Origin of the sequence: Alteromonas marina, assembly GCF_000808575.1 — a bacterium.
Taxonomy (GTDB): Bacteria; Pseudomonadota; Gammaproteobacteria; order Enterobacterales; family Alteromonadaceae; genus Alteromonas; species Alteromonas marina_A.
Genome location: NZ_JWLW01000012.1, coordinates 471,178 through 490,695, shown reverse-complemented (window position 1 = coordinate 490,695; position 19,518 = coordinate 471,178). Strand labels below are relative to the sequence as shown.

General features: G+C 45.1%; 20 protein-coding genes. 11 read left to right on the top strand and 9 right to left on the bottom strand.

The annotated features are described in order from the left end of the window. Window positions 1–227: 227 nt before the first annotated feature. Entirely contained in the window at window positions 228–929 is a 702-nt protein-coding gene (locus RJ41_RS07775) for a UPF0149 family protein (RefSeq protein ID WP_039219201.1), read from the top strand. 61 nt (window positions 930–990) lie between these two features. On the opposite strand, the gene RJ41_RS07770 is transcribed toward RJ41_RS07775, so the two are convergent. From RJ41_RS07770 to RJ41_RS07760, 3 genes are all read right to left on the bottom strand, one after another. Then, on the bottom strand, window positions 991–1,182 hold the full coding sequence (locus RJ41_RS07770) for a hypothetical protein (protein WP_039219200.1): 192 nt from the start codon (window positions 1,180–1,182) through the stop codon (window positions 991–993). Window positions 1,183–1,379: 197 nt separating this feature from the next. After that, the gene (locus tag RJ41_RS07765) at window positions 1,380–1,808 is read right to left on the bottom strand and encodes a CopD family protein (protein WP_014950581.1); all 429 of its coding nucleotides are present in this window, start codon (window positions 1,806–1,808) and stop codon (window positions 1,380–1,382) included. A gap of 1 nt (window position 1,809) precedes the next feature. After that, a complete protein-coding gene (locus RJ41_RS07760; RefSeq protein WP_039218982.1) occupies window positions 1,810–3,486 on the bottom strand; it encodes a chloride channel protein in 1,677 nt (558 codons plus the stop codon). A gap of 106 nt (window positions 3,487–3,592) precedes the next feature. Between RJ41_RS07760 and RJ41_RS07755 the strand changes: the two genes are divergently transcribed. After that, the gene (locus RJ41_RS07755) at window positions 3,593–4,300 is read left to right on the top strand and encodes a DUF6776 family protein (RefSeq protein ID WP_039219198.1); all 708 of its coding nucleotides are present in this window, start codon (window positions 3,593–3,595) and stop codon (window positions 4,298–4,300) included. Between the two features lie 58 nt (window positions 4,301–4,358). Here the strand turns inward: RJ41_RS07755 and RJ41_RS07750 are convergent, their stop codons facing one another. Next, window positions 4,359–5,594: a putative manganese transporter gene (locus tag RJ41_RS07750; RefSeq protein WP_039218981.1), complete on the bottom strand. Its 1,236-nt coding sequence runs from the start codon at window positions 5,592–5,594 to the stop codon at window positions 4,359–4,361. 76 nt (window positions 5,595–5,670) lie between these two features. Next, a complete protein-coding gene (azu, locus tag RJ41_RS07745) occupies window positions 5,671–6,120 on the bottom strand; it encodes an azurin (protein WP_039218979.1) in 450 nt (149 codons plus the stop codon). A 190-nt stretch (window positions 6,121–6,310) separates the two neighbouring features. On the opposite strand from azu, the gene RJ41_RS07740 reads away from it, so the two are divergent. The 5 genes from RJ41_RS07740 (at window position 6,311) to minE (ending at window position 10,407) form a co-directional block, all read left to right on the top strand. Then, a complete protein-coding gene (locus RJ41_RS07740; RefSeq protein WP_039218977.1) occupies window positions 6,311–6,649 on the top strand; it encodes a hypothetical protein in 339 nt (112 codons plus the stop codon). A gap of 149 nt (window positions 6,650–6,798) precedes the next feature. After that, entirely contained in the window at window positions 6,799–8,172 is a 1,374-nt protein-coding gene (locus tag RJ41_RS07735) for a class II fumarate hydratase (protein WP_039218972.1), read from the top strand. A 352-nt stretch (window positions 8,173–8,524) separates the two neighbouring features. Continuing rightward, window positions 8,525–9,307 carry a septum site-determining protein MinC gene (gene minC / locus RJ41_RS07730; protein ID WP_039218971.1) on the top strand — a complete coding sequence of 261 codons (783 nt, stop codon included), beginning with the start codon at window positions 8,525–8,527 and terminating at the stop codon, window positions 9,305–9,307. Window positions 9,308–9,337: 30 nt separating this feature from the next. After that, window positions 9,338–10,147, top strand: coding sequence for a septum site-determining protein MinD (minD, locus tag RJ41_RS07725; RefSeq protein WP_039218970.1), 810 nt, complete (start codon window positions 9,338–9,340; stop codon window positions 10,145–10,147). Then, window positions 10,147–10,407, top strand: coding sequence for a cell division topological specificity factor MinE (gene minE / locus RJ41_RS07720; RefSeq protein ID WP_014950572.1), 261 nt, complete (start codon window positions 10,147–10,149; stop codon window positions 10,405–10,407). Before minD ends, minE begins: the two co-directional genes overlap by 1 nt. A gap of 48 nt (window positions 10,408–10,455) precedes the next feature. Here minE and RJ41_RS07715 read toward each other — a convergent pair whose 3' ends face one another. Then, complete coding sequence (locus tag RJ41_RS07715) at window positions 10,456–11,289, bottom strand: polyphosphate kinase 2 family protein (protein ID WP_039218967.1); 834 nt, start codon at window positions 11,287–11,289, stop codon at window positions 10,456–10,458. A 247-nt stretch (window positions 11,290–11,536) separates the two neighbouring features. On the opposite strand from RJ41_RS07715, the gene erpA reads away from it, so the two are divergent. Both erpA and RJ41_RS07705 read left to right on the top strand, forming a co-directional pair. Next, window positions 11,537–11,881 carry an iron-sulfur cluster insertion protein ErpA gene (gene erpA, locus RJ41_RS07710; RefSeq protein WP_014950570.1) on the top strand — a complete coding sequence of 115 codons (345 nt, stop codon included), beginning with the start codon at window positions 11,537–11,539 and terminating at the stop codon, window positions 11,879–11,881. A gap of 191 nt (window positions 11,882–12,072) precedes the next feature. Next, window positions 12,073–12,645: a glutathione S-transferase family protein gene (locus RJ41_RS07705; RefSeq protein WP_039218964.1), complete on the top strand. Its 573-nt coding sequence runs from the start codon at window positions 12,073–12,075 to the stop codon at window positions 12,643–12,645. 61 nt (window positions 12,646–12,706) lie between these two features. Here the strand turns inward: RJ41_RS07705 and RJ41_RS07700 are convergent, their stop codons facing one another. Further along, a complete protein-coding gene (locus tag RJ41_RS07700) occupies window positions 12,707–13,699 on the bottom strand; it encodes a D-2-hydroxyacid dehydrogenase (RefSeq protein ID WP_039218962.1) in 993 nt (330 codons plus the stop codon). Window positions 13,700–13,854: 155 nt separating this feature from the next. Between RJ41_RS07700 and RJ41_RS07695 the strand changes: the two genes are divergently transcribed. Together RJ41_RS07695 and RJ41_RS07690 are read left to right on the top strand one after the other, a co-directional pair. Beyond that, window positions 13,855–15,666 (top strand): trans-sulfuration enzyme family protein, encoded by a 1,812-nt coding sequence (locus tag RJ41_RS07695; RefSeq protein WP_039219195.1) that lies wholly within the window; start codon window positions 13,855–13,857, stop codon window positions 15,664–15,666. Window positions 15,667–15,866: 200 nt separating this feature from the next. Then, window positions 15,867–16,313, top strand: a complete 447-nt coding sequence (locus RJ41_RS07690; RefSeq protein WP_014950566.1) for an SRPBCC family protein — start codon at window positions 15,867–15,869, stop codon at window positions 16,311–16,313. A 100-nt stretch (window positions 16,314–16,413) separates the two neighbouring features. Here the strand turns inward: RJ41_RS07690 and RJ41_RS07685 are convergent, their stop codons facing one another. Together RJ41_RS07685 and RJ41_RS07680 are read right to left on the bottom strand one after the other, a co-directional pair. Further along, entirely contained in the window at window positions 16,414–17,535 is a 1,122-nt protein-coding gene (locus tag RJ41_RS07685) for an alkene reductase (RefSeq protein WP_039218960.1), read from the bottom strand. Between the two features lie 211 nt (window positions 17,536–17,746). Continuing rightward, window positions 17,747–19,066, bottom strand: a complete 1,320-nt coding sequence (locus tag RJ41_RS07680) for a carbohydrate porin (protein WP_039218958.1) — start codon at window positions 19,064–19,066, stop codon at window positions 17,747–17,749. Between the last annotated feature and the right edge of the window lie 452 nt (window positions 19,067–19,518).

The window sequence follows — 19,518 nt, the reverse complement described above, 5'->3', positions numbered from 1 at the left end:
TATCATGACAATAGGTAGGCGAGCACGCAACAGTACCGCTAAACCAATACAGTAACAGATTGGTTTTAAACCTATTGTCGCGTGCCCAGTGTAGAAGTTTGTTGTTTACTCTTTACCTTATTCCCCATTATTTTGGGTAGATAAAAGGTTACAAAACATGCCCTCTACAAAGTGGCCGCGCAGACTACCGTTTCATAAAAGAGAACGCAAATTAAAATAGGATGGTAATGGTGAAAGATGGGTTTCCAATAAACACAATCAGCGGTATTGTTTCGCTTCCCAGTTTCGAGAATGTGCTTCCGGATGCTTATTATGTAGATGGAATGATCTTTGCCGTTGCCTCCGCACCAGAAATTCCCATGCCCGAACAGTGGATGCCGTGGCTCATACAGTCTAGTGACAGCCACCTTGTAGACAAAGATGTAGATAAGCTTGCCGATACATTAATGAATGGCCTGCGGGCGCATTTAGATTTTATGCGTCAAGAAAAGTCGCCCATGCCTAATGAATTAATCGTTGCGATAGAGGTGCGAGGAGCGACGAGGCCTTCGAAAGAGCTCGAAAGCTGGCTAAATGGACTTTTACACGTGCACAAGCAATTAGAACCTGTGTGGCAAAATGCGTGGAACCATTGGGAGAAGCATCTAGAAAAAAGTAAGGCGAACAAGAAAGACTGTGACAGTAAAGAGCCTGAGGAAAAAGAACCCGCAGAAGCTCGTCTGTCTCGATGTTTAAAGCTTTTCTCAACGCTTGCTAATATTGAATTAGCCTTGTCTTACAGAAACGACAAACAAGCTGCTCAGCTTGAAAGTAATATCAACATGCTCGTTAAACAGCTTCCTTCGGTGCTGGCAGATTACACTAAGTTGTCAGGGGAGCTAGCAGGCGCGTTACCCAATCAATTTGAAACTTTTAACAAAGTAACCTAGGGGGAAATTTGCTAGCTGGGAGCTACAGGAGAAGCAGAAAACAAAAAGCGCTAATTCAAAACTAGCGCTGTCTTTGTTGTTGATGTCGTTGATTCAACGTGTGTTTAAGCGAAGCGGTATAACTGTCTAGTTCAAGCTTTGCCTTTTCGTATTGCTCGTTAAGAAGCAGTGATGCAGGCTCCCTCATGAGCGCCTTAAAGGCAATATCTGTCTGCTTGAGCAAATGCTTGAGGTGTTGATTACTGTCATCCATGTATAGCATTCCGATAAAAACAATTCGTTTAAACCCGAGAAACAGCAGGTTCTGGGCGACTATGTGCAATGCTTACAACACTCTCAACAACAAGCTTAAAATTACTTCTCACACTACACAGCAGTACTGGTTCCTTGAGTACTGACTTTTCAATAGCTTTGTACGTGCGCCTTTACTATTTAGTTTGGCTTAAACTTTTATAAAGGTTTTACCACAGCCAGGCAAACGATGGCGAGAATAATAAGCACCGGCGCTTCATTTAAAAAGCGATAAAAGCGCGGAGAGTGTCTATTTTCGTCGCGTGCAAATTGCTTCATTAACTTAAACAAATAGAAGTGATAGCCGTAAATAGCAAGCAGCAGCAGCAACTTTATGTGAAGCCACCCCGACATTTTAAACCACGTTCCACCATAGCTAACAATAAGCGCAACGCCGAATGCCAGAGTTAACAAGGCGAATGGAGTAACAAAGAACCACAGGCGACGTTCCATTACCTTAAATTCGTCTTTTACCACTTGAGATTTCGTCGTCGCGTGATAAACGAAAAGTCGCGGTAAATAGAAAAGTCCTGCCATCCAAGCCAGCATGAAAAAGATGTGCAGCGCTTTAAACCATAAAATGTACATACTAATAATGAGCCTTTTGTAAGAAGCTTTGTAAGATATTCCACGTTACTACGCCAATAATATCGTTTAGCTCCTGATCGTAAATATAAACTGCGCCAGAGCGCGAATTTTTAAGATGTTCGTATACTTCGTGCAGTGTAGACTGCGCGCTAATACCTTCCATTTCGTAATAGTTTAACGCTGTTGCATCGTGTTCCAAACTTACATTGTATTGGACCAGCTTATACTGCACATCTATTTCAAATTTTAACTTCTGAATGACAATTTTTGTTGGATCGCTTTCTAAGTAGTTAATTAACGCTTGCTCTGGCGCATCGTGAAATAGCTTGTACTCGGTATTCATCGCTGCAAGTACGCCCGTTTTCTCAAGTGCTTCACGAATAGACGAGATAGCGTAAGGGAGATTTTGATAATCAAGCTGGCGTATGAAAATAGAGCGGTTGCCAAAGAACTGCGTAGAAGTCACGTAAGCAGGCACAATTACCAACATGGCTGGTAGGATAATTTGCGGGCTGTACGATAGTTCCATAACCGCGGAAAGCGCTGCAAGAGGCGCGTGCAATACTGCGGTCAACATGCCTGCTATGCCTAACAGGGCGAAACTATTGGTAAATTCGGGTACGTCAATAAAGTACGACAGTGGCAATAAAAGTACGGCGCCAGCGAGCATGCCAATAACCATCACTGGGCCAATGATCCCTCCTGGAATACCGAGGCCAATAGCAAATACCGCCAAGATAACTTTAAACACCAAAGTAGAAACCAACAGCAGCGCGCCGGGGGAGCTATCAAATAAGTGCTCAACATCGATAAAGTTGGCGCCAAGGGCTTCAGGTATAAACATACCAATAGTACCGGTAATTAGCGCAGCAAGTATTAAACGCCACACCATGGAAACCGGCCTGAACCACGTCATCACTCGCATAAGCTGGCTATTGAATAAAACGGCCAGCATGCCTAACAGAATGCCTAGCAGCACCAAGTAAAAATACATCCACTGGCTAAATGCATTAAACGATAAAAACGAAAGCTCGTTTACTTCCCCAAAAACAATGCGAGTGAGCACCGAACCACAGGCAGCAGCCAGCATGACAGGAACAAAAATATGTATTTTGTATTCCCTAAGTACCACTTCCATCACGAATATTACGGCAGCAAACGGGGTGTTGAATGATGCCGAGATCCCTGCCGCAATGCCGCAGCCTGCAAGTATTCGAATACTGTTATAAGGCAAGCGAAGCCATTGCCCTAAGAAACTACTGCCTGACGCGCCTAAATGAACGGAAGGGCCTTCTCGACCAACAACGAAACCGCCGGCCAGGGCTAGCATGCCCCCAAAGAACTGGTTAATGGTGGTTCTAAATGGAATATGACCGTAATAGTACTTCACTCGATGAATAACAAAGGGAATACCTAAACGGTAGTGCTTGAAGCCCGTAAGAAAGGCAATAAATAGAATTAACCCTACACTGGTAAATGGCATGATAAGCCAAACAAACCAGTCATAGGTAAGCACCGACTGAAGCGACGAAACGCCTGTTTCTTGTAGCCATTCTACGCACAGCCGAAACAGTATAATGATAAGCGCCGCGCAGGTTCCCCCTACAATGCCCAGCATGCACAACTGAATGGATGTGCGTGGATGAGCTACTTCCTCTCTTAAAGCCTGCAAGCGCATGTTGTGGTACAGTAGATTAACGTAAAAAGAAGCTTACCATAAACACCTAAAATTCATAATGTTTAGAGCGCCTTAGCGCACGGTGTTTTTTGTTGATGTAGATATCATGACGACAGATCAGTTAAAAGAAGTTTTAGGCAACTACAAGTGGACACTGTTAGTGGCGCTTATTATGTTTGCCATGGTTGGGTTCGGCTATAAGCTAGCGCGAATTATTGACGAAGGCGACAGCAAGAAAGTACAGGCTCAGCAAGAAACTATTGCTATTTTGTCTGAAGAAAATCATGCGCTTACTACCAAAGTGAATCAGCTGGAAGTCGCCATGGAGCTTGCCACGCTCGAGACGGAGAGCATTACCAATACGTTAGGCGAACAGAAAAAAGAACTTGAGGCGCAACAAGAGTTACTGAGTTTCTATGAACGCGTCGTGGCGCCTGAGAAAACCGACGAAGGTTTTGCCATTGAAGGGGTAGAAGTTTTTAAGTTAAGTGACAATACCTATCAACTTAGGTTGGTTCTGCTGCAGTCTAAACAGCAAAAAGCAGTGATAAATGGCAGTTTAGATATTTCCGTAGTCGGTCAGCGAAACGGTCAAGCAATCACGCTAAGATCGGGCGAATCGAGCCTGCTGGCAGAAGATATCAAATATCGCTTTCGCTTTTTCCAAGCCGTTAACGTAACTCTCACTATCGATGAAGATATAAATCCCGAATCCATTGCTTTTTCTACAACGGTCTATCAATACAAAACCCGTAAAGGCAACTATGAGATAAGCGTGCCGTGGAATGAAGCGCTATCTGTCGAAATAGAGTAATCGCTGTGAGGCAGCGCTATCCTATCCGTTAATTCAACCTTTTAACGCATCGAAAGCTTTATTCAAACAAATACCAGTAGCCATAACCCACAAGAAACGCAGGAATAGCAGAGTACACTGTGGCAATAAGCGCTGCTTTGGGTGAGAGCGCAATGGCGGGAAACAACGCGTCGCCGTCATTACTTATTGCATTGCCAAGTTTTGCTGAAAATGGAACTGCGCCATTAAGGTATAAGCTGGTTACCAATATCTGCGGACCGCAGCCAGGTAAGAACCCGATGGTGATCGCCAAACCAACTAAGCCGGGGCCCATGGATTGAAGCAGCCCTGCAATGTCTAGCCCAAACCAGACAACAGACAGCTCGAACATAAGAAACGCGAGTACTACCCATGCCAATACAAATTGCGTGTCTAGTGCGGCTTTCTCTTGCCATTTAGGCGGAGGCGGAATTAAATCCTCTTTCGTAATCGAAGCGTATCCGCTTCCCGAACCACACAAAGACCATAGTCCAAGGCTCGAAATACATAACGCGGCACCAATCAGCGTTAGTGTACTTTCACTGATAGCAAGGTAACTGTGTACGGGAAGTTGAAAGGCCAAACCAAGCGCAATCGCCAACGAGGGTAAGCTCGCAATCATCCAGAATACTTTAGAAAGTGATATAGCTTTGTGGCTTACTGTTTTGGGTTTATCACAGTTTTGCGATTGTTGGAGCGCACCATCGGCTTCAGGAGCCTGGTAATTATGAAATTTATTGACCACTAGCCCCGTCATTGCACCCACCGTGACGCTGACGGCCATTACGGTTAAGGCATCTAACGGTGCTTGGGCGAGTAACAGAAATGCGGCATCGCCCATAGTGCTGGTTAGCACTGCTACCACGGCTCCAAAGCTTGTCACACCTCGCGTGTACTGAGTGACAACGATGATAGCACCACCGCAGCCTGGCAGAGCACCAAGTAGAGCAGATAATCCTACCTCATGCACAGGGTGCGCTTTCATATAATTACCAATGGCTTCGGCCGAAACGCGCAACGTGGCGACGTAATAAAGCGCAAGCGATGCATATACAAACGCTGCCACTTGAAAAAATGCATCTGACAACACCGATAAAGTAACCGCACGGGTGCTGTTATAAGTAAGAAGAATGGCTATAAACAGCGGCATCAACAGCCGTTTATTGGTTAAGTGAGGAAAAAAAACGTTTTTTAATAGGGCGCTAGTAAAAGAAGGTAAGTGTTCATACCGGACCACCGCCTTAGCGCTTTTTGATGTGTGAGACGCCGTATCCATTACAACTACACCCTCGACCTATTGTTATCCATGTTTAAGGCGTGCCTAGTTAAGCACGCCTAGTTTTCGCAACGCCTTAGCTCGAAAGCGTAACTGTGCCTTTCATGATGCCGATGTGACCAGGGAATGAGCAGAAAAACATGTATTCTTCATCTTTGCTTAACCCTTCAACAGAAAAGGTCGTTGAAGTTTGTTCACCGCCGCCAATAATGTCAGTCGCGCCAATTACGCGCTCATCGTCTGGCTTAACGTAATTGTTGTCTAAACCCGCACTCATACCGTCTGTTGCCACTGCTTGTCCGTTGGCTTTTGTTGTCATCACCCAGTTATGGCCCATGGCTTGTTTAGGTAACTGACCTGTGTGTTTTAGAGTCACGGTGAATTCACTACAGCTTGCAGGAATAACCACATTTGACGTGTTGAATTGCATGGCATCGTTTGATTCCACAGTCACTTCGCATTCGTTAGCAAATGCACTTGAGGCCATAAGGAAAAGGGTTGCGCTACCAAGTAACTTCTTGATCATAAAAAATGTCCTTTGAATGTTGATTAACTTTACCTGCGGGAGGTATTAGATGATTCAATTTTCATTACGAAAAAGAATAGCACCGGATCATTATAAATGCTAACGATTATCATTTATATTAAATTATTGTGTAGAACAAGCTCTTCTGTATTTATCGAGCTTTTTATTTTTAGATGCATAAGGAATGTATATGTCTTCGATACGACATACAGCTCAACGCGTTCGAATTGGATACAAGGACGATGTGCTGAACACTGTGTTTTTAAAAAATTATCTAGATGGCGTGACTTGTGTTGCCAATTTATTGCTACGCGATAGAGACAAATTTTCAGTCTATAAAAATGCGGTTGAGGTGCTTTATGAAACCCTGTGTGCTCCGCTGGTCAGTCAGCAATGGCGGCATAGTTGTTTAGATCATTTGTACAAGCCGTTACTTAAAGCTGAGCGCTACGCGTGTGACGAGAGTGATCGAATTGCGCTTGCGAGAATAAAAATAGACATGAACACCAGAGAGTCTGTTGATCTTTGATGTTCAGTAAAGATCAACAGGCTCTCGTACTCATTTTTTAATTCAGTGTCTAGGGGCCAGTGCTTTAATGCCACCAGCCTTAACAGGGCTCTGATGAAAGCGTGTTAATCACGCTGAAAATTAGTAATACCAATACAAGGATACGAGTCATGACAGCAACACGCGCAGAACGCGACAGTATGGGCGAGCTACAGGTCCCCGAAAATGCACTCTACGGCGCGCAAACTCAGCGTGCCATTCAAAACTTTCCTGTAAGCGGGCAGCGCATGCCCGAAGCCTTCGTACGCGCGTTGATAACAGTAAAAAAAGCCGCAGCACAAGCCAACATGAAACTCAAAGTGTTGGATAAAGATCGCGGCCAAGCGATAGTTAAAGCCTGTGATGAGCTGTTGGCACTTGATGATGTGATGCAGCATTTTCCCGTTGATATATTTCAGACTGGTTCAGGCACCAGCACAAACATGAACGCCAACGAGGTCATTGCTCGCTTAGCCTCTCGTTATTCTAGCGAAGAGGTTCACCCGAATGATCATGTAAATTACGGGCAAAGTTCAAATGATGTGATCCCTACCACCATTCATGTTAGCGCGGCCATTGTATTGTCAAACGAGCTTATACCGGCCGTTGAACGTTTAGTTCGTACCATCGAAGTCAAAGCAAAGTCGGTAGCGCAATACTGCAAGACCGGACGCACTCACCTCATGGATGCGATGCCTGTAGGCATGGATCAAAGCTTACTGGCTTGGGCTTCTCAGCTTAAGCAGCAGGTTAAAACCCTGCGCGCTGTGCAGCCAGCTATTCAAACCCTTGCCCAAGGAGGCACTGCCGTGGGAACAGGTGTAAACGCCCATGCGGATTTTGCTACGACATTTTCAGATGCGCTAGGGGAGCTGACCGACATTGCGTTTAAGCCCGCTGAAAATTTCTTTGCATTGATTGGCTCTCAAGACACAGCAGTGACGCTTTCCGGTGCGACAAAAAGTCTGGCTGTCACCCTTATGAAAATTGCTAATGACTTGCGCTGGATGAATTCTGGGCCTTTGGCTGGTTTAGGTGAGATTGCGCTGCCTGCGCTACAGCCAGGTTCATCAATTATGCCCGGCAAGGTAAACCCGGTTATTCCAGAAGCAGTAGCGATGGCTTCAGCGCAGGTAATAGGTAACGATACGGCGATTACTGTAGGCGGGCAGTCTGGTAACTTTGAACTAAACGTAATGCTACCGATGATTGCCAGCAATTTGCTTTCAAGTCTGTCGCTTATGACCAACAGTGCGACGCTTATCGGCGAGCAGGCGATCGAGGGCTTTACTGTAAATCAAAATAACATTGAAGCGGCGCTTTACAGAAACCCCGTGCTCGTCACCGCGCTCAACCCTGTTATTGGCTATGCTAAAGCCGCAGAAATAGCAAAAACAGCCTACAAAGAAAACAAGCCTGTTATTGATGTGGCTGAAGCGATGACAGATATCCCCAGAGGCGAGCTAGAATCACTGCTAGACCCGAAAAAGCTTACCACACCTTAAGCGATGAGAGAAAACGAAGATGATAAAAAGTGCGATCTATGAGCGCACTTTTTTTGTGGTTAAAGAGACGTTTGTATACAAACAGGACGCACTAAAAAGTCGCATAATTTACGCTTGATTAAAAACTGCTCAGCGATTGGCACGTTCTTGGCTTATTCGAGGGTTATTATCAGGGTAAAACGTGTTTTAACCGGTATACAGTTGCTGTATGCGAACGGGATTTTTGATACAGTGACGCAATAAATAAATTGTATAGCTGCGTAAGACAGCAACAGACACTAGCGCTAATAGGTTTTGCTTATTGTCATGGCTAATTGCTATGAGGAAAGTGACGCCTTTTCGGGAATAAAAAATGACAGAAACTTGCTTTCGCATGAAGGGCACTACGCTCACCAGTATTGTGTTAGAAGTAATAGATTTTGAGCCAGATAATTTTGAAGCTCAGTTATCTCAGAAGGTCGCGAGCGCGCCGCAGTTCTTTACCCGTTCCTCACTGATTTTACATTTAATAAAGCCTTTATCTGCTACAGAGTTCGAGCTGCTGGTGGCGCTATGTCGTCGACTGCAATTGCAGCCTATGGCCGTGAAAGGTGAAGTGGCAGAGTTGAAGCCCACTATCAATGATTTGGGGTTAGCTGATGTAAGCCAAAGCAAATTTACAGACAGCGCCCTTCGTTCGAACAAAGCGAGCGGAAGTGAAAACAATAATGGTAGCGGCGAAAACGCGTCTCAAACCGCACAACAAGATCAAACCGTTTCTGCGCCGCCAAAAAGTGAACCGGCTCCTGCAGCCGCAACCACGCTCAAACCTGCCAAAGTGATTAACCGCCCAGTACGTTCTGGTCAGCAAGTCTATGCTGAAGGCGGTGATTTGGTGGTAACGGCTTCTGTAAGTGAAGGCGCTGAACTGCTTGCCGATGGTAATATTCATGTTTACGGCACACTGCGTGGCCGCGCGTTAGCTGGCGTAAAAGGCAATACGGGAGCCCGTGTATTTTGCCAGTCGTTAGACGCGGAACTTATTTCAATTGCAGGGCAATTCATTATGCATGAAACCGTGAAGGGTGAATGCTGGAAGAAACCTGCACAAGTATATTTAGAAGAAGAAACATTACGTATAGAGCCGTTGGCTTAATGCTTTGTACGCACTAATAGGAAAGAATAGATGGCAAAGATTATCGTAGTAACCTCAGGAAAAGGTGGTGTAGGCAAAACTACATCGAGTGCAGCAATAAGTACGGGACTTGCGTTAGCAGGCCATAAAACGGTAGTGATAGACTTCGATGTGGGCTTGCGAAACCTAGACCTTATCATGGGGTGTGAACGCCGCGTTGTTTACGATTTCGTAAACGTCATTAATAAAGAGGCCTCACTTAAACAGGCACTAATTAAAGACAAAAGAACAGAGAACCTTTTCATTCTTCCGGCATCACAAACTCGCGATAAAGACGCGCTTACCGTTGATGGTGTGCAGGCCGTATTAGACGAGCTTAAGAAAGACTTTGAGTTTATTATCTGTGATTCGCCAGCGGGGATTGAGCAAGGCGCACAGATGGCGTTGTATTTTGCTGATGAAGCCATTGTGGTTACTAACCCTGAAGTGTCGTCTGTACGTGATTCAGATCGTATTTTGGGTATTCTTCAAAGTAAATCTATGCGTGCAGAAAAAGGCGAAGCGGTTAAAGAACACCTTTTACTAACCCGCTATAACCCAAGTCGTGTTGAAAGCGCTGAAATGCTTAGCGTTGCAGACGTTGAAGAAATTTTGGCGATTCCACTATTGGGCGTTATTCCAGAATCTGAAGCTGTGCTTAAAGCATCGAACCAAGGTCAGCCGGTTATTCTTGACGAAGAAGCTAATGCAGGACAAGCTTATGCTGATGCTGTAAAACGTCTGCTAGGCGAAACTGTTCCTCATCGTTTCCTAGAAGCAGAGAAGAAAGGGTTCTTTAAGCGTCTGCTAGGAGGGAAGTAATGGGAATTTTCGACCTGCTCAAAAAGAAGCAAAAGCCAAGCACCGCAGCGGTCGCCAAAGAGCGCTTACAAATTATTGTTGCGCACGAACGTAAAAAGCGGACAGAGCCTGATTACTTGCCAATGATGCAGCAGGAAATTATTCAGGTAATTCGCAAATACGTGACGATTGCCGACGATCAAGTATCAGTACAGCTAGACAATAACGATGATTGCAGCGTACTTGAATTGAACGTGACTTTGCCAGACAGCAATAACTAGGGCTTAATCGCTTAAGTAGTTATGGCTGCCTGCTAGCGTTATTTTACCTTAGTCGTTCAGTAGGTCTTCATCAACATCAAGTTGTTTGGAGGCCAGCGCGATTAAACGCTCGTCAAGTGGAGGCGGAGAGATATCTACGCCTTCACTGAGTTTGGCGATAACGGCGTCAAGCACGTTTACCCTTGCTTGCCACTTAAACTCTCCGTTAATTACATGCCACGGCGAGTAGCTGGTGTGAGTATGCTTGAACATGTCATTCGTTGCTTCGATATAGGCTTTACGCATCTTACGGTTATGCAAGTCTTCTTCGGTTAACTTCCAGCGCTTGAAGGGGTTATGAAGACGCTCTTCAAATCGCTCTCGCTGTTCGCGAGAAGATATATGCATAAAGAGTTTGATAATGCGAACCCCGCTGTCACTGAGCGTTTTTTCAAATGCGTTTATTTCGTCATAACCGCGCTGCCATACCTCTTCATCAACCAACTTATCTACTCTTTCTACAAGCACTCTTCCGTAGTGTGAGCGGTCAAATATTTTAAGTGTGCCAGGGGAGGGGATGTGTTGCCAAAAGCGATAGAGAAAGTGTTTGTCTTGGTCTTCTTTTGCGGGCTTTGCCACAGGAAATACACTCACGCCACGAGGGTCTAATTTCTCAGTAATACGCCTTATAGCGCCGCCTTTCCCTGACGCATCCCATCCTTCAAACACAATAAGTGCTCGTTTTTTCTGATGAAAGTAAGATTGCTGCACGTGAAAGAGCTTTTCTTGTTGTTGCACTAACGCATCTTTGTACTCTTCTTTGCTAGCAAAACGAGACTGTCCGAAATCTTCAAACAGAACAGGGCTAGAAGAAAGTATCTGTGTGTTATTGGGTTTGCTCATATTCGCCCCTTTATTCTTGTATCGTCAATATATTAGATACGTTGACCACACTGCTATTTTCTATCTGTTAGTGTTAACTAGTTTACTTAACTTTTCTATCTCAACGTGTCACTTAACAGAAATGCCGTTAACTTGCAGTAACTTGAATCGTTAAGTTTTGCCCCAATAATTGCTAACTATCCGCAAGTATTAGATAATTGCGGCCAAGCACAAAGTGCGAAAGCACGAGGTTAATGTAGAGGTGGGTATGTCTGTAGAAACGGCGTTGCCAATTGAGTTTTCAGACGCTGCAGCAGCGAAAGTGAAAGCCCTTGTTTCAGAAGAAGAAAATCCTGATTTAAAATTACGTGTATACGTAACAGGTGGTGGTTGTTCTGGCTTCCAATATGGTTTCACGTTCGATGAGAAGGTGAACGAAGGCGATATGACCATTGAAAAAGACAGCGTAACTATGGTTGTCGACCCGATGAGCTTACAATACTTGGTCGGTGGCATTGTCGATTATGTAGATGGTCTGGAAGGTTCACGGTTTTTAGTTCAAAACCCAAATGCCACGACGACCTGTGGCTGTGGTGCAAGCTTTAGCGTTTAAGGGCTTGAGCTAAGCACTACTGCGCTTTTTAAGCATTGAACGTTCAGCTTTGAGCGCTTGATGTTAATACGATAGGCATACATCGCATCATTTTGTATGCCTATCCGTTGTCTTGTTCTCAACACTTCCTTTTATTTTCAAATTCCGGCTACACTGATTTCATAGAACGACTACGGTTAAGGACAGCGTTTATGAAATTATATGGCTCCACCACTTCTCCCTACGTGCGCCGCATTCGCATCGTACTTGCTTCTACCGAGCACGAGTTTTTGAATCTTCAAATCTTTTCAGGCGAAGACCGCGAACTTCTAGCTTCTCGTAACCCCACGCTCAAAGTGCCCTGTCTTGAAGATGACGGCCAAATGATTTTCGATTCTCGGATTATCTACAATTATCTTGCTGACAAGCTTGATCACGATGGCTTGAGTTGGGAAGAAGAGAATCAACTAACCCTGATTGATGCAGCTAACGATTCCTTTGTTCAGCTTATGCTGCTGAAGCGTTCAGATTTTGATATTGGCGAGGACAAAATGTATTACCGTCTTCAAAACGAGCGAATTGAAGCGGTATTAGGTGCACTGTCAAACCAGCTTGATGCGGGTGGATTTAGCGGTTGGACTTATCCAGAAATCTGTTTGTACAGCATGATTGACTGGGTGCTTTTCCGCGAGCTTCACAGCATGAAGGAATATCCTCAGTTGCTAACGTTCCATGAAAAGCACCATGATCGAATTGAAGTGACAGCAACCGACCCGCGTAGTTAATTTTCGCATTATCAGGGCTCTACTGAGTTTGAAACCCGTTCAAATAAGGACTGTTATATGATTAATAACCCTTATCAAAATCAAACTGGTAATTAAGCGGTCCACCGTTGATGTAACGCAGCGCATTCTCTAAAAACACGTCGGCTACGTCGCTTGGCTGTGATTCCGCTGCAGTGTGAGCGGTCACTGAAATACGAGGGTGCTGCCAAAATGGATGAGCGGAGTCTAGGGGCTCGTTACGAAAGACGTCCAATACAGCATGGGCCAATGCGCCCTTGTCTAAAGCTTGCAAGAGCGCATCGTCGTCAACCGCACTGCCTCGCCCTGCGTTAACAAATACACTGTGGGGTTTCAGCGCACTAAAAAATTCGTGAGAAAGCATGTTTTGCGTAGATGGCGTGTCGGGCATTAAATTCACCACGTGGTCACATGCTCTGGCAAACGCTTCGATAGTGTCGGGTGTATAGACAGCATCGGCACCTTCCACTGCTTGCCCACTTCGGGTTAAACCCACAACGCTCATACCCAATGCGTGAGCAACGGGGATCAATGCTTGCCCAATACTGCCCAGTCCAGCAATGCCAAGCGTTTGTCCATTTAGCGGCATTCGCTTTGATGCTTCCCAAATTGGCTGAGCGGCACGCTGGTTTTGCTCAAAAGCCTTTACGTTTCTGGCATGCCCAAGCAAGTAAGCAAAAACATATTCCCGCATTAGCTTACCAAAAATTCCCTTTAGTCCGGTAAGTATGTAGTTCTTCTTATCGGCATTTAGAAGGGGAGCATTGCCTGCCCAGGTAGACTGGCACCAGGTGAGTGCTGAACATTTATCAATAATCCGAGACGCAAGGTCGGGGTCTGCAAGCAGTACCGTAACGGTTTCTGGATTTATATCTTCGGGACATTGAGCAATTTGTTTAAGCGCCAAAAGCGGGTGGCCATCAGCGTCTTTGAAGTCGTTGTTATCTGCTATTTTTTGGCGAATCGCTTCGGCAATATCATTCGCCTCATCGCTTAAAATAGTCAGTTCAATCCTCTTTGAACTCCTTGCTGTCATTCGCTTAACACTCCTAAAGTAAACTTTTCTTTCCTCTGTCTGACTGCACAATCGTAATGCTGATTGTTCTAAAAATGTGATTTAAGTTTTACATTTTTGTAAAAGGTGTTGGTGTCATGTACATGCACCTGAAGTCAATTTGCAACGGAATCGCTATGCAGTCAGAAAACAAATTCCAAAACTCAACAGATGTTGATGTAACGCACGCTAAGGTGCTTTCACCTAAGCGTAACACGACCCAAGCCGAAACAACGCAGGCTTTAGTTGAGGAACAATTATCTCATTTCGGTATAAATGCTGAGAGCGACTACGGTAGGGCACTCGCCAACACCGCTCATCACCTATATTGTGCTCAAGCAAGCGTTATGCAGCTATGGGATATTACGAGTAATACGCTACAAGGGCTTGATAAAGAAGACAGACTGGCTTATTTCAACGCTAAAAAGTTTCTGTCTTTTCAAATTGCGAAGATACTGGATACGCTGCAAAACCCATTTCGTGCCACGTACCAAAGTTTGTCGAGTGGCAATGGCTCGCAAGGGCACTATCCACTGTTCGACAATGTCACGGCACTTTTTTCTGCAACACCCGTGGTGGTAAGAACAGCGACTTATGTGTATGCCTGTACTGAATGGGTCGACGACGCATTTCAAGGCAAAGAATTTACTCACCAAATTTATTCACGTCTGTTAAACCCAACGAATATTTCCCTTGCTAACGCCATTGTGGATATGGAAGCGGGTCCTTACGCTGCCGAATATCTAGCTTGGAACTTTAACTCGGGCATGGCTGCCATTGATGCGTGTTTATCAAATGTTCTTAGTCATGGCGATGTACTGATTGTTTCGAGGAACGTGTACGGCGGAGTGTACCAACTACTTCATGATTATTTCGCCCGCAGCAACCGAATGGACATACAGATTGCGTGGTTTGACGGTTATGACGCACAGAGCTTTGCAGCTTTCATGCAGAAAACTAAAGCCGAGCATGCATCACGTTTAAGCAATGGTGCGAAAATGCACGTGTATTTGGAGTCGCCTTGTAACCCACATGGTTACGTATTGGATGTGCCTGGGATCTGTGAATTAGCGCATGCACAAGATGCGTTAGTAATGTTGGACTCCACCCTTGCGACACCTGTACTGCACCAGCCACTTCAGCATAAAAACAAAGCTGCACGACCTGACTATGTGATCCACAGCTACACCAAAGATTTGTGTGGCAGTGGTGCTACGACAGCAGGCGTAGTTATTGGCGAAGGGCACCGCATGTTCCAGCCAAAAGGCAGTTCAGCAAATGGTGTTGATTGGTCACAGACCATGTTTTGGGATGTGTACTACATCAAAGGCGCGTTCTTAGATTCTGAAAAGGCCTTTGACGTATTAAACGGCATGAAAACCTTAGAGCAGCGCATGATGACCAAGGTCATCAATACGCAAGTGTTTACTGCATTTTTGAATGCCCACGATCAAATTCGCGTTAACTGTCACGCACTGCCTGAACACAGTAATGCCGGTTTGCGTGAAAAGCAGCATACACACGGCTGGCCGTGTACTTTATTCACGGTTGATATGGCGCCGGCAAACCTGCCTCGCGATGTATTTGTGCGGTTCTTCGATGCCCTAGAGCCTGCATTCAGCCACCAAGTGAGTATTGGCCAGAATAATACGATAATTTTATGCCCGGCACTGACCTCTCACTCTGAGCTCAGCTCAGACGAGCAGAAGAAAGCAGGGATAGAACTGACGACTATGCGTATCGCCATGGGTACCGACAACGTTAAACAGCTCATTGCCCACTTTATGCTAGCCGCCAAACATTTTATCGAGCCTCATGTTCCAGGATTTTGTGAGAAGTTTATGGCAAATGCCGACATCGACAATCTGTATTTGTCGGTAAGTGAAAGAGTAAGTTCACAGCACTTTGGCAGCAAGGCCAGTATGGATTCACTGATGAAAGGCGCATAGGTTCATTTTTTAGCTCAAGAAGTTGCTTTGAGCTGTCGATAAAAAATATTGAGGATGTTCTCCTTCTCCCGGGCCTTTCCTTACGCGGGCTCGGGATTTTTTATTTATAGCAAAGGTAAATGACGCTAGAGCGCCTAACCCTTGTTATAAGGTAAGATAAACACGGATCTTTAATGTCAAAGAATATCTAAGGCAGCCTTATGCACGAGTTTAAAATTGATGTAACGCTAGATGCATCATTGCCCTTTGTTTTTGCAGCATTTCACGAGCCTGAATATCTTAGTGAGTGGTTCGCACCGGGCGATTGTTCGGTCACACAAATCATGAGTGATTTCAAGGAAGGCGGTCGCTATCGCATAAAGATGATGGATCCCAGCGGTATTGAAATGTCATTGACTGGTGAGTACGTGACTATTTTAGCGAACGAGCAGCTGTCGTTCTCTTGGGCGTGGGAAGATGATATGGAAGAGTCGGTGATGACATCAGTGGACATTCACTTCGAAAAGACTGAAGAGGGGAATGTAAGGTTGGTGCTTATTCAGCAGGGCTTTCTCAACAAGCAAGAGTGCGATCAGCACAACTACGCGTGGATGTCGTGTCTAGAAAAACTTGCCGTATTAGCCGCTAAGAAAAAGTCGTTTAACTAAGGCCATACTAAAATAGTGAGAACGCGTTAGCATTACGCATTGAATTAATTCAAATAACGCTTTTGAAAAGGGCAGAGCGCTAGGCTCTGCCCTAAGAAAATCAGGTCAGCGAAGTCATCGCGTCTTTCCCACTTTTCTCACGGTAGGTTTCAAAATCGTTGTAGTCTTCTACACCACCTCCGTACCATGACGACGGATCGTCAAAGGATTCGAGAGGGTAATTATGTTTAAATCGTGTCGGAAGGTCTGGGTTCGTGATCCAAGGTCTTCCAAACGCAATCATGTCACCATCGCCATCAGATAAACGTTTCTCGGCTTCTTCTTTGGTGTAGCCACAGTTTCCAATGATCATACCGTCGAAAAGCGCTCTAAATTCAGCAAGGGTCATGGCTTCGCCTCGTTCATGGAAACCAAAGGCCAAGCCATCCATTACGTGTAAATAACCTATCTCCAATTTGTTTAGCTGTTGGGCAACAAAGGTAAAGGTTTCACGAAAATCATCGGCCCCCATATCGTTAAATACACCGTTTGGCGATAATCTCACGCCAACGTGCTCCTTATCCCACACGCTCAATACTGCGTCCATCACCTCGGCCAAAAAGCGGTAGCGGTTATCGACACTACCACCATAATTATCGGTGCGCTGATTGCTGCGGCTATCCAAAAATTGATTGATGAGATAGCCATTTGCAGCATGAACTTCCACACCGTCGAATCCGGCTGCCTTGGCGTTAACGGCCGCTTTTTTGTAGTCTTGTACTGTGCGTTTTATATCGTCAAAGGTCATCGCCTTCGGCACTTCGTAGGGCTTCTTGCCTTTAGGCGTGTGAATTTCGTCCCCTTCGATTTTTATTGCTGATGCAGACAGGGGTAAATTTCCATCGTGGAAGTCGCTGTGTGATGCGCGTCCAGTATGCCAGAGCTGCAAAACGATTTTTCCCCCTGCCTCGTGCACTCTATTGACCACCGAGCGCCAGCCCTCGACCATTTTGTCGGTATAAATTCCAGGGGTATCAACCCAGCCTATGCCTTCTTCTGAAATGGCCGTTGCTTCAGTAATAATGAGCCCTGCATCTGCGCGTTGTACATAGTGATCGCCCATAATTTTATTGGGTATGCGATCAGCACCTGCTCTGCCTCTCGTCATAGGGGCTAATACCATGCGGTTTTGCAATGTATTCTCTGCCCAATCAAACGAGCTAAAAAGTACTGAGTCTGTCATTCTTATTCCTTATTCAACGTAGAATAGATTGATGTTGAAGCGCTAAGCGTATTGGTGCTCAAAACGCTATAAGATAGTAGTGAATACAGAGATAGCGAGAAGTTGGATTGGTAGAAAGTTGCCCTTGAAACTAATTAAACTCAACGGCAGGGAATGGCATCGGTTTGAAAAAAAGCGCCCGAAGGCGCTGTAAAGTGTATTGCAGGGAGATTTAAAGTATCAAAGCCGCTAGGTTTACGTCGAACCTTAGGCCCAGAACAATCGCATCATCAAGTGCCATGACTCTGTCGCGCTGTGCGAATTGGTCGGGGTTGATAATGTAGTGAACGTTCGGCTGAATTCTTACGTGGTCGTTGAGTTGATAACCATAACTTAGCTCTAACATGGTTTGGCTGCTTGCTGGTGTACCAACCCCGCCGTTTATGCTTCTTAATATACGTTGATCCTCTAGCGCTTCGTCACTGTACTGTTGGCGGGTAAATACGAAGCCAATGGTATCGTCAGAGCGTGAGGCCAGTGTGCCTCGTAATACGAAGCCCGCTTTTATATAGTAGTCTTCAATCAGCTCGCCCGATGTACCGGTTAGCACTGCACCGAATAGTGTTAACCCTTCTTTCGTTAGCGGGTTAGGACGAGTAACAGTTTGTTCAAAACGTGCGAATATACCCGAGCGACCGTTTCTAACAGCGTAATCATTGCCTGATTGCGCCGCATAATTGCCCTCCTCATCAAAGACAGGGTCGGTGTAGTCTGCGCCATCGTACCAACCGCCAATTTCGTAGCGTCTTGGAAGTTCGTCATTGTCCCACGTAGTTTGATAGCCCAAAGTGAAGGGCACAACAACACCAGTCGCCTCATTAGTTGCCCAATCGAAGCCGTGATCGCCTAAGTCTTGATGACTGGTGTTATCTTCATAGACGCCGGTATGAAAGTATGTTTTTTGCGAAAGCCAGTATTTCGCATGGCCACCCCAACTCGAAACCGGCCACCAAGTAAAGTTACTGGTTCTAAATACAAAGGTTGGGTTCCCACAAGCAGCATTGGTTTGAAAGTACTGACAAAGTTCAGAGCCTAAAAAACTGATATTCGCTACTGTGCGGCCACCTTCCAGTTCTAAATCGCCATCTAAAAACGAGGAAGAAATCGTAAACCGTGCAAGACGGGTATTTTGGCCGCCAAAGATTTCTTGTACGGACGTACTGTTCCCAATGTAGTGCTCGGCTAAGTTTTTGCCGTGACGGTTTGTCATGGCAATATGGATTTTGGTGTCTTTCCAGCCCGCTAGCGTATTTAAATCTAATTCCCCACCTACAAAGAGCTGACCCGCATAGGCACTGCCTCTGCGTTCACCACCGTCAATATTGGTGGCTGACTCACCCGTATAACTTGCTTGAAAGTCAAACGCGTCTTGAAACTTACTTTGTGATGCTGACGCAGTGGCGGCAACAATGGCGGTGCTTGCGAGGAGCGCTGTTTGCAAGCCTGTCTTACATCCAGAAAAGCGACGGGTAATTGTAGGTGTTTTCATCATTATTCTCTCAATTAAAAATGTTTATCAACCGCAGCTTGTTATGAGCGTGTGACTGATGACATCTACGCATTTGTTGCTAACTCCTTGTTGACGCGAGATAAATCAGAGGTAGCTAACGTTACAACGCGTTAACATATGCTTGTTTTGAACGAAATCTAACTAACCTTTGTTATTAAATCAACCTTGTTTATTTATTTAATTTTCAAAATTTGTGTGTTTTTCGTTAACGGAAGGGAGATGGAATAACGATATTTCCAAGTGGGCAGTATTCTTTCGTTAGTATTTCGTGTTTACTTTAATATATTGAATTTTATATTATTTTAATCTCGCTTGTAATCGGTTTGAATATAGTTCGGTGGTTTTTGTTAACGGTTTTCTACATATAAAGTCTAATTTCCAGTGCAATTCGTAATAAATAAATCAAATTGATTTATTGACAGGGGTAAAGAGCA